The organism is Nodularia sp. LEGE 04288 (assembly GCF_963896525.1).
In the GTDB taxonomy this organism is placed as follows: domain Bacteria; phylum Cyanobacteriota; class Cyanobacteriia; order Cyanobacteriales; family Nostocaceae; genus Nodularia.
This window is the reverse complement of record NZ_CAWQOY010000105.1, coordinates 44,368-59,181: the sequence shown is the minus strand read 5'-3', so window position 1 is coordinate 59,181 and position 14,814 is coordinate 44,368. Positions and strand designations below refer to the sequence as shown.

General features: G+C 41.3%; 10 protein-coding genes and 1 pseudogene. 3 read left to right on the top strand and 8 right to left on the bottom strand.

The window, feature by feature from the left end:
* The first annotated feature begins 1 nt into the window (after nucleotide 1).
* Nucleotides 2–892: an alpha/beta fold hydrolase gene (locus AACX33_RS11245; RefSeq protein WP_194000723.1), complete on the top strand. Its 891-nt coding sequence runs from the start codon at nucleotides 2–4 to the stop codon at nucleotides 890–892.
* Between the two features lie 69 nt (nucleotides 893–961).
* Here the strand turns inward: AACX33_RS11245 and AACX33_RS11240 are convergent, their stop codons facing one another.
* Entirely contained in the window at nucleotides 962–1,084 is a 123-nt protein-coding gene (locus AACX33_RS11240; protein ID WP_265338614.1) for a hypothetical protein, read from the bottom strand.
* A 116-nt stretch (nucleotides 1,085–1,200) separates the two neighbouring features.
* Here AACX33_RS11240 and hemH point away from each other — a divergent pair, with 116 nt between their 5' ends.
* Nucleotides 1,201–2,367, top strand: a complete 1,167-nt coding sequence (gene hemH, locus AACX33_RS11235; RefSeq protein WP_194000721.1) for a ferrochelatase — start codon at nucleotides 1,201–1,203, stop codon at nucleotides 2,365–2,367.
* Nucleotides 2,368–2,780: 413 nt separating this feature from the next.
* Here the strand turns inward: hemH and purB are convergent, their stop codons facing one another.
* The 3 genes from purB to AACX33_RS11220 form a co-directional block, all read right to left on the bottom strand.
* Nucleotides 2,781–4,076 (bottom strand): adenylosuccinate lyase, encoded by a 1,296-nt coding sequence (gene purB / locus AACX33_RS11230; protein ID WP_194000719.1) that lies wholly within the window; start codon nucleotides 4,074–4,076, stop codon nucleotides 2,781–2,783.
* Nucleotides 4,077–4,151: 75 nt separating this feature from the next.
* Nucleotides 4,152–5,174, bottom strand: coding sequence for a YihY/virulence factor BrkB family protein (locus AACX33_RS11225; RefSeq protein WP_194000717.1), 1,023 nt, complete (start codon nucleotides 5,172–5,174; stop codon nucleotides 4,152–4,154).
* A 257-nt stretch (nucleotides 5,175–5,431) separates the two neighbouring features.
* On the bottom strand, nucleotides 5,432–7,717 hold the full coding sequence (locus AACX33_RS11220; RefSeq protein WP_194000715.1) for a patatin-like phospholipase family protein: 2,286 nt from the start codon (nucleotides 7,715–7,717) through the stop codon (nucleotides 5,432–5,434).
* 609 nt (nucleotides 7,718–8,326) lie between these two features.
* Between AACX33_RS11220 and AACX33_RS11215 the strand changes: the two genes are divergently transcribed.
* A complete protein-coding gene (locus AACX33_RS11215) occupies nucleotides 8,327–9,121 on the top strand; it encodes a hypothetical protein (RefSeq protein WP_227788675.1) in 795 nt (264 codons plus the stop codon).
* 42 nt (nucleotides 9,122–9,163) lie between these two features.
* Here AACX33_RS11215 and AACX33_RS11210 read toward each other — a convergent pair.
* From AACX33_RS11210 to AACX33_RS11195, 4 genes and pseudogenes are all read right to left on the bottom strand, one after another.
* Nucleotides 9,164–9,461: pseudogene (locus AACX33_RS11210) on the bottom strand (YifB family Mg chelatase-like AAA ATPase); the annotation flags it as partial.
* A gap of 193 nt (nucleotides 9,462–9,654) precedes the next feature.
* A complete protein-coding gene (locus AACX33_RS11205) occupies nucleotides 9,655–10,959 on the bottom strand; it encodes a hybrid sensor histidine kinase/response regulator (protein ID WP_194000713.1) in 1,305 nt (434 codons plus the stop codon).
* The gene (locus tag AACX33_RS11200; RefSeq protein WP_194000711.1) at nucleotides 10,956–13,733 is read right to left on the bottom strand and encodes a CHASE2 domain-containing protein; all 2,778 of its coding nucleotides are present in this window, start codon (nucleotides 13,731–13,733) and stop codon (nucleotides 10,956–10,958) included. The genes AACX33_RS11205 and AACX33_RS11200 overlap by 4 nt, the downstream gene beginning before the upstream one ends.
* Before the next feature lie 98 nt (nucleotides 13,734–13,831).
* Nucleotides 13,832–14,752, bottom strand: a complete 921-nt coding sequence (locus AACX33_RS11195; RefSeq protein WP_194000709.1) for a DUF928 domain-containing protein — start codon at nucleotides 14,750–14,752, stop codon at nucleotides 13,832–13,834.
* Nucleotides 14,753–14,814 lie beyond the last annotated feature (62 nt).

Below are 14,814 nucleotides of genomic sequence, written 5' to 3'. Positions count from 1 at the left end.
TATGCTTCAGTTTCAACCTCTTGGCTTTGGGCATAAAGTTATTCATACATCTCTAGGGGCGATGGTTTACTATACCCAAACCACTGCACCTTGGTTAAATGCTGAGACGGAAAATTTACCGCCCTTATTGTTCTTACACAACTTTGGCGGTGGGGCTTCTGCTTATGAATGGTCGAAAGTTTACCCAGCTTTTGCCCCTACACACCGAATTTTAGCACCAGATTTAATTGGTTGGGGAGAATCTGCCCATCCAGTCAGAGATTATCAAATTAGGGATTATCTCACGACTATACAGGAGTTTATCAGCCAAACTTGTCGCCAACCAGTAACGGTGGTGGCTTCTTCTTTGACAGCCGCTTTTGCTATTCGTCTGGCTATTACCCATCCTGATTTATTTCACAACTTGTTTTTAGTCTGTCCCTCTGGGTTTGATGACTTTGGTCAGGGGGCTGGACGCAGAATACCATTGCCAATTATTAATTCGCCGCTATTGGAGAATTTAATTTATACTCTGGGTGCTGAAAATGAATTTGCTGTGAGAAATTTTTTGCAAAACTTTCTGTTTGCTCAACCAGAACGAGTTTCTCAAGAAATGGTAGCAGCTTATTTAACGTCTGCACAACAGTCTGATGCTAAGTTTTCCGCCTTGGCATTTTTGCGGGGAGACTTGTATTTTGATTTGAGTTTGTACATCCAACAGCTGAAAATTCCCACGGTATTCTTTTGGGGAGAGAAGGCACAATTTACCAGCATCAAGCTGGGGCGACGTTTAGCCAATCTGAATCCGGGCGCAATTCAAGATTTTTATGCGATCGCAGATACAGGAATATTACCCCATCTCGAAACCCCAGAAGTTGTAATTGGTCTATTGCAACCCTATTTAAAAGCTTAGTTGTAAATATTCATACTAATATGCTACATTGTATGGTAAAATGTTTTTCTTTTGACCATTGCCACAACATCAGTCTAAAATTTGAGAATCTGAATCAACTTTTAAGCTTTGTAAAGGCAATTGCCGAAAACGAGCTTCACCACCTGGACTCAAAGCTGCTACGCAGCAGACAAACATTGATATAGGTAACATCAATCTCTTAAGATTGTTGACATTGCGTCTTTGCTGACTATAAAGCTTTATATTTAATAAAGATATATTGTTAACATTAGTAAAAAACCTGAAAAGATTGGGGGAAAATAAGTGCTATGAGTCGTGTAGGCGTTTTATTACTCAATCTCGGTGGCCCTGATAAGCTAGAGGATGTCGGGCCTTTTTTGTATAACCTATTTTCCGACCCAGAAATTATTCGCCTACCGTTTAGCTGGCTGCAAAAACCTCTAGCTTGGTTGATTGCTTCACGGCGAACTAAAACATCTCAAGCCAATTATAAGCAAATTGGCGGCGGTTCTCCACTAAGGCGAATCACTGAGGAACAAGGGCAAGCCCTGAAACAACAGTTGGGTGATTTGGGACAAGAAGTGAATATCTATGTGGGAATGCGTTATTGGCATCCTTACACAGAAGAGGCGATCGCACAAATTGCGGCTGATCATATCGAACACCTGGTAATTTTACCACTGTACCCACAATTTTCCATTAGTACTAGTGGTTCTAGCTTTCGGCTGTTAGAAAAACTTTGGCAAGAAAAGCCAGAACTTCAGCCCATTGACTATACTGTGATTCCCTCTTGGTACAAAGAACCAGGCTATTTACAGGCCATGGCGGAACTCATAGTTCAACAACTCGATCAATGTCCCAATCCCGACGAAGCTCATATCTTTTTCAGCGCTCACGGAGTTCCCAAAAGCTACGTTGAAGAAGCAGGAGACCCCTATGAGCAAGAAATTGAAGAATGTACTGCTTTAATTATGCAGACTCTCAATCGACCCAATCTTTACACCTTGGCTTACCAAAGTCGTGTCGGCCCAGTAGAATGGCTCCAGCCTTATACTGAAGATGCCCTCGAACAACTCGGCGCACAAGGGATCAAAGATTTAGTTGTTGTCCCTATCAGTTTTGTCTCAGAACATATCGAGACTCTACAAGAAATTGATATTGAATATCGAGAAATAGCCGAAGAGTCAGGAATTCATAACTTCCGTCGCGCATCTGCTCCTAATACTCATCCAGTATTTATTAAAGCATTGGCAGACCTAGTAATTGATGCACTAAATAACCCTAGTTTCAAGCTTTCCCAAGCTGCACAAATGAAAAAAATGGTGAAAATGTACCCCCAAGAGAACTGGGAATGGGGTATGACTACTAGCGCCGAAGTCTGGAATGGTCGGATTGCGATGCTGGGCTTTATTGCTTTAATGATTGAGCTAGTTACTGGTCATGGTTTTCTGCACATGATTGGCATTTTGCAGTAAATTCACAATACAATAGCAATTCTCAAATTGGTGGGGACGCAAGACTTTGCGCCCCTATTTTATATCATCCTTTGAGAAGATATAGCTGGGTAGTAGGAAGCGGGGGAGCAGGGAGCAGGGGGAACAAGAATTTTCAAAGTCCCCCAAACTTGGGGGATTTAGAGGGCAAAACAGGCTAAAACGCAGACAGACAAGACTTGTGTGTACACCGTAGCCTCGCTTGCGGGGAGCGGCTAAAGGTGGGGTCTTATGACACAAACGAGAATTTACCGACTTCTGTGTACACCGTAGGGCTAAAGGGGAGATGAGGAAGAAAAATTTTGGTACAAGCCCAACGTCTTCTCCCCTGCTCCCTGCTCCCTGCTCCTCTGCCTCTTCTCCCTGCTCCCTGCTCCTCTGCCTCTTCTCCCTGCCTAAATACCTAGTCGTTGGTAAACCTGATCTAAATGGCGGAGATGTTGCTGTGGGTCAAAACACGTTTCAATTTCTGCTGGGGACAGATTTTCAGTTACACGCGGGTTTTGAGTAATTAACGCGTGGAAGTCTCCTTCTGGCTTGTTCCAAGCAGTATGAGCGCTTTCTTGGACAATGGCATAAGCTTCTTCTCGGTTCATTCCCTTGTCTATTAAAGCCAGGAGAACTTTTTGGCTAAACACTACACCGCCATAACAGTTGAGGTTCCGCGCCATGTTTTCTGGATACACCAGCAAGTTTTTCACCAATCCGGTAATTTCTACCAGCATAAAGTGAGTCAAAATGCAAGCATCTGGCAAAATTACCCGTTCTACAGAACTATGGGAAATATCCCGTTCATGCCACAAAGCCACGTTTTCCAGGGCTGCACCAGCATGACTTCTCACTAGCCTAGCCATTCCCGTCAACCGTTCCGAACGGATGGGGTTGCGCTTGTGGGGCATGGCTGATGAGCCTTTTTGACCTTTGGAGAAAAATTCTTCAACTTCTAAAACGTCTGTTCTTTGGAGATTCCGAATTTCTACAGCAAAGCGTTCAATGGATGCAGCGACCAAGGCTAATTGTTGCACATAGTCGGCATGGCGATCGCGCGAAATTACTTGAGTCGAGGCCGTATCAGGTTTGAGTCCCAGTTTTTCACAAGCGATCGCTTCCACTCGTGGTTCAATATTGGCATAGGTTCCCACAGCACCGGAAATTTTCCCCACGGCGATGGTTTCCCGGAGAATTTTCAGCCTTTCTTGATGGCGCAACACCTCAGCCAACCATCCAGCTAACTTAAATCCAAAAGTCATCGGTTCAGCGTGAATACCGTGTGAACGGCCAGTCATGACTGTATAACGATGTTCTCGCGCCTTGAGGCGAATTACCTGAATCAACTCTTCCAGGTGTTGGGATATGAGATCCAGACTAGCAACTAATTGTAGTCCTAAAGCGGTATCTAGTACATCCGAGCTAGTTAAACCCAGATGAATATAACGCCCAGCATCTCCCACATATTCATTGACATTGGTTAAAAAGGCAATGACATCATGACGGACTTCAGCTTCAATTTCCAACACTCGCTTCGGGTCAAAATTCGCCTTAGCTTTAATTTCTTCAACTGCCTGAGAAGGGATATAACCCAGTTCAGCTTGGGCTTCACAAACTGCAATTTCCACCTGAAGCCAGGTTTTTAATTTGTAAGTTTCAGTCCACAGGTTGCCCATTTCGGGCAGAGTATAACGCTCAATCAACGTTCGCGGCAGAATACAACTGTCATATTCTACAGTTTAATTAACCCAACCATAACTATCAGTTAGGCAATAAATTCAATAGCGGCGATTTCTGCGGCGGCGTTTTAAGCGCTTGGGATGCCTAAAATAGCGGAGAACACGATTAATTAAGCGAGAGGCTTGTTTTTTTCTTTGAGCATTTCGCGTACTATTATTTATTACTCCTCCCTGAACAGGAGTTTTAGCAGTGCGTGGGATAGCATTTTTAGTTGGGGTGATATCAGTACCGTATCTTCTAGCATAAACCTGGGTAAACTCTGCACCAAAAAACAGAATTTGGGCAGCATAGTAAACCCAAGCGATGATTACCACCAGTGAACCAGCTGCACCATAGGTTGAACCCAAAGTACTCCTACCGATATACTGTCCTAACAAAAACTTACCGATGGAAAATAAGAGAGAGGTAAGCAATGCACCAATTAAAACATCACTCCAAGTAATTCTGACATCTGGTAAAACTTTAAAAATTAGTGCAAAAATAACTGTAGTAATGGCAAAAGAAAGCATAAAATTGAGCATCTGCCAGATGGAATCAATTTCTGGTAAGGCGTTGCTAAAGTAAGTTGTCAGTGCTGATAATCCGGCACTAATGACTAAGGAAACGAGAAGTAAAAACCCAATGCCTAAAATCATGGTGAATGATAAGAAGCGTTGGCGAATGATGGTCATGATGCCACGTCCAGGTTTAGCTTTGACATCCCAAATGGTGTTAAGGGAATCTTGTAACTCCGCAAATACACCAGTAGCACCTATGAGTAAAATTACAACACTAAGAATAGAGGCGATCGCACCGGCTTGTGGTCTGCTAGCATTTTTAATGGCTGTTTCTATAAATTGTGCGCCATCTCTGCCCACCAAATCCCCAATTTGGCGAACAATTTCACCTCTGGCGGCTTCTTCTCCAAATACTGCTCCGGCGATCGCAATTACAATAATTAGCAAAGGTGCAATAGAAAATATCGTGTAATAAGCTAATGCTGCGGCTAACCGTGAGGCTTTATCTTCACTCCATTGTTTAAAAGTTTCTGGAAATAGCGTCCAAATCGCCTGTAATTTCATGAAATCAGTCTCCTTATACTAGGAAGTTGCTACCCTCCTGCTATATTTGATACTGGTTTTCGAGTTGGCTACATCTTCCTAAAGGTATTTTTGCCCTATTCGTGAGACAGAATTTATATCTCTGGGAAAGAATGTAGAGATTTTCCCACAAAGGTTTCTACAAGGATTCAGGTGATGATTTGAGGAATGAAGGGTTGAAAGTCTTTATAAAAAATTAACACTGCTAAAATGGGATGAATTTGCCTTGAATTCGTGACTTAAAATCCCCAATCTTCCCATAGTTTTTTTAACTTTTTTCTTTGACTATTCTGGAGAATTTTCCATCCGTCTTTAATTGCGCTTTTCTCTTTTTTTGTTAGTTTCCAAGACAGAGGTGGTTTATATTCCCCCTTCTTATTAAATAAAGCAATATCTGGTTTATTTTCCTTGTTCTTATTAAATAAAGCAAGAGGTTTTCTCTTTTTCTTAACTTCATCAGCAGAATGAGATTTCTTAAATTCCTCAAATTCCTTAGCACAAGGAAAAGAGATAGGGAAATGTTCGATAACTACTTCGTTTTTAAATTTTTCTTTGAGAAGTTCTACCTCAGTATAAGTTCTAGATAGCTGAGTAGTATTGCGAACGCTAAACAAGGTTAGGAATGGACCTATTATCGCCTGAAGCCAGCCTCCATCACCGTTTATGGGTTCACTAATAGGTTCTTCAGGAAAGGCATTAATCTGTAACAAAAGGACTCGTTTAATCTTAAGTCCCTTATTAGGCTCTAGCCATTCATTGAGCCATTCCACCATTGTTACCATACCAGAATTATCGAAATAGCCACCATCCGCAATATGGTAATTAGGTTTTTGGTCAACAGAATTACGAGAAATTGGCGATATATAGGAAAAACTTGCTGAAAGTCTTGCGGCTGTGACAATATTCATGTCCGATTTAGGATAAAGGTTGTTGAAGTCCACTGTGTAGTTTTTGTTATTACATTCACAAAAGGTCATCGGTGAAATTAGAAAGCGACGACCATCTTCAACTAGAGTGGCATTAAAGATAGGAATAGGAATTTGACCCTTGAAAATTTGTTCACGCCAATCAGCTAAAGTTGTTTTTTTCTTGGGATATTCTAACTCTCCTTGCCAATCTGTCTCTAGTGCTGTTCCGCGATCACACATTTTGGGAGCGAGCGAAGGAAGCCCAATGATACGCCATAAATCAGGATAAGCTAATCCCCAACCTACCGCATCTAAACTATCTTGAGTAGCACTTCTAAAGATACTAGACTTATCAGCCTGATCAGGCTCAAGAGTCCCCTCAGAATTAAATCTATCAAGATAATACATCGTTCCGACTGAACCACCAGAGACAGAGCTAATAATACCAATTGCCTTGGTAAACGAGTCACCTAGCTCTTCTTGTAATCCCGTCAACACTTGAACTGTCCAGCCTGCGGCTTGAATTCCACCCCCACTCGCACAGACAACTACTAAAGTCTTTTCATCATTTCCCTGATGTTCGAGACGTTTATCTATTGCCTTTTTCAAATCGTCTAGACTAGGCTTTTCTCCATTATCATCCTTCAATTCAAAAAAGTGATTGACCCTAAATAGCGAATACATCAAAGCAACAAAAACAACAAATGGCAGAAAGATAGGAAAGCGATAGTAATCGAAATAGAAGGTTAGGCTTCCTGACAAGGGTGCTATCATCATGATGATTAGCATCACATACATTAAGGCAGGCGCTTCTTTCTGATCGGGTTTAGCTTGTGGCTGAAATATTAAACCAATGAATACATAGAGAATTAAGGCGACTATAAAAAAGGCAAAGCTACCCAGATGACCTTCAAGTAATTGCTGTTTTTCTGTGCCAATATAGCCATTAGGTTTGTTGTTGGTAATACAATTAACGAAATCAATGAGTAACTCATTGCTCGCAAATTTATTGAATATCCATTCTTTTGTCTGAATCACTACAAACAACAGGACTAAACTCAATACTGGGGCGATAATTACTGCTAGTTTGAGTTGATTTTCTGTAATTACCTCTTTTTGGTTGGGCTTATTTTTTGTAATTTCCTCTTTTGAAAGGCAATAGCAGTTGCCCCAAATCCATAAACTCAAAGCGATAGCCACCAAATAGAGGCATTTATCAGAAATTGCGAGACAAGGTAATAAATCACCCTGAAAACGCTCTGGTGCATTTTTAAGGATCATAGAGGCATTTAAAATGACTCCTAGTACTGCCATATTTGCACTGACAATTACAGAGATTAGTTGCCCCAAACCACGAAGAACAAATAAATTTTTCAGTATGTTTGGTAGTAATAATGTAGCTACTAGAGGTAAAAAGAACAGTAGCAAGCCCCAGAAAATAGGCGCTCGCAGAAAGAAAAGATATCTCCAGACCGGATCGGGTATGAGCCGCCAAATCACTACAGCGATCACAATAGTGACGATGTTTTTGGCGATTTTAATGGCGATTTTAATGGCGATTTTGGCGATTTTAATAGCGATGTCAATTCTTTCAGGCTTGATTTTTTGTTTAATCATGACTTAGACTTGCGAAATGTGCGATGTAAAGCGAGAAATAAGAAAAAATAGATAGTGTTGGGTTTCATTTCCTCAACGAAACTCATTACACCACTTCCGGCAGCTATGATAGGGGAGGGACAAGGAGAAAAACTGTATTGCCTAATAGCCGGAAGCGCTGTAGCGATCGCACCACAAACTCTTTGAAATTTGGATAATCATGAGATTAAACAGTCTAAAAAGTTTAATAGGTATTCGCAATTTACTTGGCAAAAGGATGAGAAGCAATGGAACTTTGCCAACTTAAGCACAGGGAACTTAAGAATTTTGACAAGCGATCGCTCTAAACCATCAGTAGCAATCCCTCCAAAGGTTTAGGTTTTCAGCCAATTAAACCGCAAAATTGTTTTAAATTGTTAAAATTCGCTATCTAGAAAATATAGTATCAATAAGCACATTAATCAATCGCTATACTCTTGTAAATCTCGATCTGATGTCCATATACTCTCGCTAACGCCACTTTACTAACATTTGGTGAAATCAAACCACTGAGAGTATGACGCTGCCTATAGGCTGACTAATTCTCTTGTTTGCTTGGGGTTTGTGTAAATCAAATACAACGTGTTCTTCATGCCTACAAAACAACGCAGACGTGGTGTTTTCCTTACGCTGAAAGGATTGTATAAACTTCAGGATGCAAGACAACAAGCAGAATTTAATGAAAACAAAAATAAGCGATTTACACTTGCTCATCTCAGTGATCACATAGGTTTAGACACTCATACCCTGTGTAAGATTTTTAGGCGTAACGGCAAGGTTGATACGCAGTCTCTGACTCGATGCTTTCAGGCATTCAACCTGTTATTAGAGCCGGATGATTATGTGATCCCCACGACTCCACTGCTCATAACTAGCTCACTGTCACAGCAGCCAGAAACCTGCAAAGATAAGACTTTAGACAGACAGGAGGGCGAAGAACTTGGGCTAAAATTTGACCTAGATATCAATGAGGTTAAGTTTCAGATGACTGAACCTACAGACATTCGCCAAAGAGCGATCGCACTACTGCAACAATTACCACGAGAGTCTTTAGTAAAAGCACTGGAATTTTTAGAATCCCTTGCTTATGAATCTTTACCTCTATCCGAAACCCCAGAAACTCCAAATAGTGAAGCTGCTTTATTGCAAATTATTCAACGTTGCTTATCTCTGGAAGAACAAAATAGATTCTCTGACCTGCGTCAGCAAAAAGAGAATGGAGAAATTACAGAAACAGAGAATCAAGAACTACTGACATACATCAACAGCGTTGAACAACAAGAAGCTGAACGCGCAGAAGCATTGATTCAGTTAGCTCAAATTCGCCAAGTTGATTTAAACGTGCTGATGAATGAGTTTTTACCTACAGATAATAATTTAACCTGAGATTATATTATCTCGGATAAATGACTTAAGCACTGTCCTATACTATTGCATCCTATCGATTGTGCGGTATTGAATCACTTCAGCTATATGATTGGCTTTTAATTCCTCTTCCCCAGCTAAATCTGCAATAGTCCGCCCGACTTTGAGAATGCGATCGCTCGCCCTTGCAGATAAGCCTAATTTTCTAATTGCTGCTGCCAATAAACTGCGGCTAGTCATCTAACTTGCACCATTTCTGAAGATGATGGCTTTGCATTTGAGCATTGCAACGCAGATTTATTTCTCCTTGAAAACGGGTAATGGCGCGATCGCGTGCCATTGTAACTCTCTCTAAAACAGTCTCCTGATTTAGTAAATTTCTGCCCTCCTGCTATATTTGATACTGGTTTTCGAGTTAGCGACATCTTCCTCAAGGTGTTTTTGCCGTATTCTGGAGGCAGAATTTATATCTTTTGACTCCCTAACACTTTTCAAACACCCTCTTAAGCAAGCGCAAAACTTTTTGGTCTACTGACTTTATATAAATTTGAATGCTAAAATGGCAGAGTTACGATAAATTTTGTTCCCTTTCCAGTTGTGGAATTGCAGTTAATATTTCCATTATGTTTATCAACAATAATTTGGTAACTAATAGCTAATCCTAGTCCTGTTCCTTTACCTACAGGTTTGGTTGTAAAAGATGGCTCAAAAATTTTAGCTTGCACTTCAGGCGGTATACCAAGAGCATTATCTTCGATGCAAATAATCACGGATTTTTGTTGATGATCGACTGATGTAGTGATGGTGATTGTATAAGGGTAAGAACTAGCTATATTCTCCTTTGTTTGGTTTGCGTGCAGTTCACCAAAGGCATCAATAGCATTGGCGATCATATTCATAAATACCTGGTTCAGTTGTCCAGGATAACAAGTAATCGTAGGTAAATCGCCATAGTGTTTAATAATTTCAATTTCTGGGCGATCGCCTTGATCTTTCAATCGATGTTTTAATAGCATTAAAGTACTATCTATGCCTTCGTGAACCTGAAACTCCACCGGAGACGTAATATCAGAACGAGCAAAGGTTCTCAAGGACAAGCTAATGTCCTTCAGCCGACTAATACCTTGGTACATTGATCCTAAAATTTTTGGTAAATCCTCGATCATATACTCTAAGTCGATTTCTTCCACAAATTCTTCAATTTCTGGATCTGGTTGTGGTAGCTTTTTTTGTTGGAGATTGATCAAATTCAGGAGATCCTGCACATAGTTTTCAATATGAGAACAATTTATACTAATAAACCCAATGGGATTATTAATCTCATGCCCAATACCGGCAACTAGTTGTCCCAGAGTGGACATTTTTTCACTTTGAATAAGTTGTAATTGAGTTTGTTGTAGTTGCTGTAGAGATTGCGATAATTCTAGCGTGCGTTCTTCTACTCTAAATTCTAGGGTGCGGGTGAGATGAGAAATTTTCAGATGTAACTTTAATCGGGCAATGACTTCTTCTTGTTGAAAGGGTTTAGTAATATAATCGACTGCACCTATTTCCAGTCCTTTGACCTTATCTGTGGCATCAGATAAAGCCGTCATAAAAATTATTGGTATATTCTGAGTCTGGGGATTAGCTTTCAGTCTGCGGCAGGTTTCAAATCCATCTATACCTGGCATCATCACATCAAGGAGAATTAAATCAGGATGGGCGTATTCTGTTTGTTCAATTGCCGATTCTCCATCTGTGGCCATGAGAGCTTTCCAACCAAATCCTTGAATTGCCTCTGATAGCACTTTCAGATTATTGGCATTATCATCCACTAATAGAATATATTTTGACTGTGCAAGAGCATCGGTGATCATTGACGTAACTCCGTGATGACAAATGATTTCAGAAATTTACGGATTTTTGCTGTTTGAAAGTTGGCAGTAAGTTGTCTCAATTCATTGACGAAGTGTGTGAGTTGACTATTTTGCTGAATTAGCTCTTGGAGAATTACCTCAATTGCCGGAATATCTCCCATCATTGCCAGATGGTACAGTTGCTGCAAAATATCCTGTGATGGCAAAACCAATTCAGTCTCAGGTGACGGTTGTTTAGGCGTGGATTGTTCATAAATCCATTCAACTTTGAGCAATGATACCAGTGCATTGAATAGTTCATTGATTTGCAAAGGTTTGGGCAAAAATGCCGTTGCGCCCGATTGTAAACTGCGTTGGCGATTTTCTTCAAACACGCTAGCACTAGAAACAATAATGGGAATAGAAGAAGTTTGGGGATTTGTTTGTAAATGAACCATCAGTTCAAAACCATCCATGTTAGGCATAGCTAAATCCAGTAAAATCACATCTGGATGGTGTTCATTTACTATTTTTAGTCCCTGTTTACCGTCCCTTGCTTCCCAGATTTGACAACCCACTTTTTGCAGAAGACTGTTTAACATAGAACGGTGATTAGCATCATCATCCACAATCAAAATTTGTGGTGCTGTTCCGCGAATACCAACTACTTTATTTGAATTTAAAGGGTAGGTGTAGCTTGTCGTAGCCATCGGATTTGTCTGCCAATCATGGTCAACTGGGATGGGAACTGTTAAATCCAGCCAAAACAGACTTCCTTCACCTAAGCGACTCTGCACCTGAATTTTACTACCCATCAATTCCGCAATTCTTTGACTAATGGCTAATCCCAAACCAGTACCTTCAGATTTATGCTTGATATTACCTACTTGCTCAAAGGCTAAAAAGATTTTCTCGAATTGGTCTGCTGACATACCAATTCCAGTATCTTCAATCTGGAAACGAAGTGTCTGATGGGTGTTGTCTGGATGTTCTTGGTCAATGACATCTATTTTAAAAGTGACGCTACCTGCTTCTGTAAATTTAATCGCATTGCCTAGTAAGTTAATCAACACTTGCCGTAGCCGCTTTTCATCTATTTCAATGGCAACTGGGAGGCGATCGCCGATTAAAATATTAAATGGAATTTTTTTCTGTTCGGCACGCATACTACAAATCTCAGTCACACCGTGTAAAAATGTCAGCAGATGTACATGAGTGGGAACTAAGTCTAATTTACGAGCTTCAATTTTTGACAAATCCAGAATGTCATTAATTAACATCAACAGATGTGTCCCACATTCGTAGATGATATTTACTCCTTGCCGGTTTTTCTCGGTTAAATTAGGCGAGGCTTCTAATACTTGAGCAAAACCCAAAATGCCATTAAGTGGTGTGCGGAGTTCATGGCTCATATTGGCCAGAAATTCGCTCTTGGCTTGATTTGCAGCATCGGCAGCTTGCTTGGCTTCTAGTAGTTCCTGGGTACGTTCTTGGACTTTGAGTTCTAGAGTTTTGGAATAATCTAAAAGTTGACTATTGGCTATTGCTAATTGTCGATTTGCTTCTTCTAATTTCTGCTGTTTATAAGCGTTGGTTGTGGCAATGACGCTGGTAATAAAAGCGGCTAAGGTGGGTGTAACGGGAATCAACACACCACGCAAAAATATGCCGTAGCTACCCCCTATAATTGCCCCAGTAATGCCTACAGTAGCCCAGAGAATTTTTCCCCCTGGGATCTTGAGTTTGGTATGCATACTAGCTAACCACCAACTACCCCCAGAACCTAGCACAGAGAAAAAAACAATCCAGAGTAACGTCGTGCTACCAGAAACACCACGCAAATTGCCTTGACCTGTTTTGGCCCCGCGGATGAGTTGGTGAGCAATATTGGCATGAATGACTATACCAAATGTTGGTTTTTGGGCAGAAATCAAAGAAGAACTAAAAGGAGTGCTAAAAAAGTCATTGGTACTAGCCGCAGATGAGCCAATAAACACCATGCGATCGCGCATTAAGTCTGGGGCAATTTTTCCGGCTAAGACATCACGCATGGAAACTGTGCGAAATGCCGTTTCGGAACCATGCCAGTTGAGTAGAATTTGATAGCCGCCTAAATCAGCATCTCTATAACCTGCTTCGAGATTTTCCAGTGGTATGTGTATTTGCTTACCCAAGCGAAATTTTTGCTGCTCTGGATCAACGGATTCTAAGGAAATGTTTTCCGCTTCTAGATACTTCAGTGCCACAAGAGTAGCCAATCCAGCTTTAATATTGCCTTCTTCTTTTTCATCGATGGCTGTCAACAAAGCGCGACGCACAAAGCGATCGCCATCCAAGACCAAATCAGCTAATCCGACTTGTCCTTGTTTTTTCAGTTCTGGTGACGGATTGACACGTTCACCGGTAATTTTCTCCACTCCAATTAAATTCGGAGTAGTGCGAAAAATTTCTACAAGTTTTTCATGACCATCACCCTCTGGTAAATCCCGATAAAGATCCAAACCGATGGCGCGGGGTTGTTGTGAACGAATTTTTGCTAATAATTGCGCTAGAGACTCATCTGGAATTGGCCATTTCCCCACCGATTGAATATCACGTTCATCTATGGTGACAATGACAATTTCATCTGCGATCGCACTAGATGATTGCTGACGTACCCATTGATCACGAATTTTCCATTCCAGTAAATTAAAAAATCCCAAAGATTGCCCAACAATCACAGTTAAAGCCACCGTGGGAGTAATGATTAAAACGCTACGGGTACTTTGGATAAAAGATTGGAATTTGCGCCACATATTTGCGCCACACGCTTAAATAATATTGGTTAGCATAGGGGACGGGGAATTGGGAAATGTTTGTTTCCCTGTTTTCCCTGCGTCCCCTGTTCTGATTTCTACTTAGCAGATGTGAATAACGGAGCTGTCACAATCTCCTTCAAACTAACTGAAGCAAGAAGTTCCTCCCATTGCTTGGCGATAGTGGCATTGTTGGGTTCGGTAGTGTGTAATGTTGCCAATGTGGCCACACAGTCATACCACACACCGTTTTTACCAAAAGCAGTCGCTCGCTGTAATGCGTCTTTCTGCTGCATGATTGTTGCCAGTTCACCAGTAGGCTGGATGCGCTGAATCCAACCGTCAACATAAGGTGTACTAGGGCCGAGTGTGCCATTCACTTTTAGGGCTAAAAACCATTGGTAGTTTTTACCAACTGCTAAAGCAGGGGCATTTGCTGGTAAGGGAATTGACATCACTCCTGTTTTCCCGGCAACAGAGATACTCATTTCATGCAGTGTTTTGCCAGCTTCATCCTTGAGGCTGAATACGGCTTGTTCTGCCTGAGTAGCAGGAAGATATACCAGAATGGTAGGACGTTCAGATACTGTTGTCCCGTAAAAGCTTTGGGGTAAAAGCGCCATTAAGGCTGCTGGGCTTGCGGCTCCTACGCTGGAAGGATTTAAATGATAAGTCCCAACGCGAGAAGATCCGCCACTGGCTTGTCGGGGAGCGCCTCTATCGGTGTTAGGTGTAAATAAACTACCTCTGGAAGCTCCGCCACTGGCTTGTCGGGGAGCGCCTCTATCGGCTTTAGGTGTAAATAAATTACCTCTGGAAGCCCCGCCACTGGCTTGTCGGGGAGCGCCTCTATCGGCTTTAGGTGTAAATAAATTACCTCTGGAAGCTCCGCCACTGGCTTGTCGAGGAGCGCCATTCTTGATGGGTGGAGTAAATGTAATAGCGTAGGCACTATGACAAGGACTGCCAGCCAGCAGAGCAATGATGCTCAATATACTAGCTAAATATCGACATTTCATGGTTTTGATTTTTGACAGTTAGGTGATCGTAAATACATTTATTCTGTTTGGGCAATAAGCGA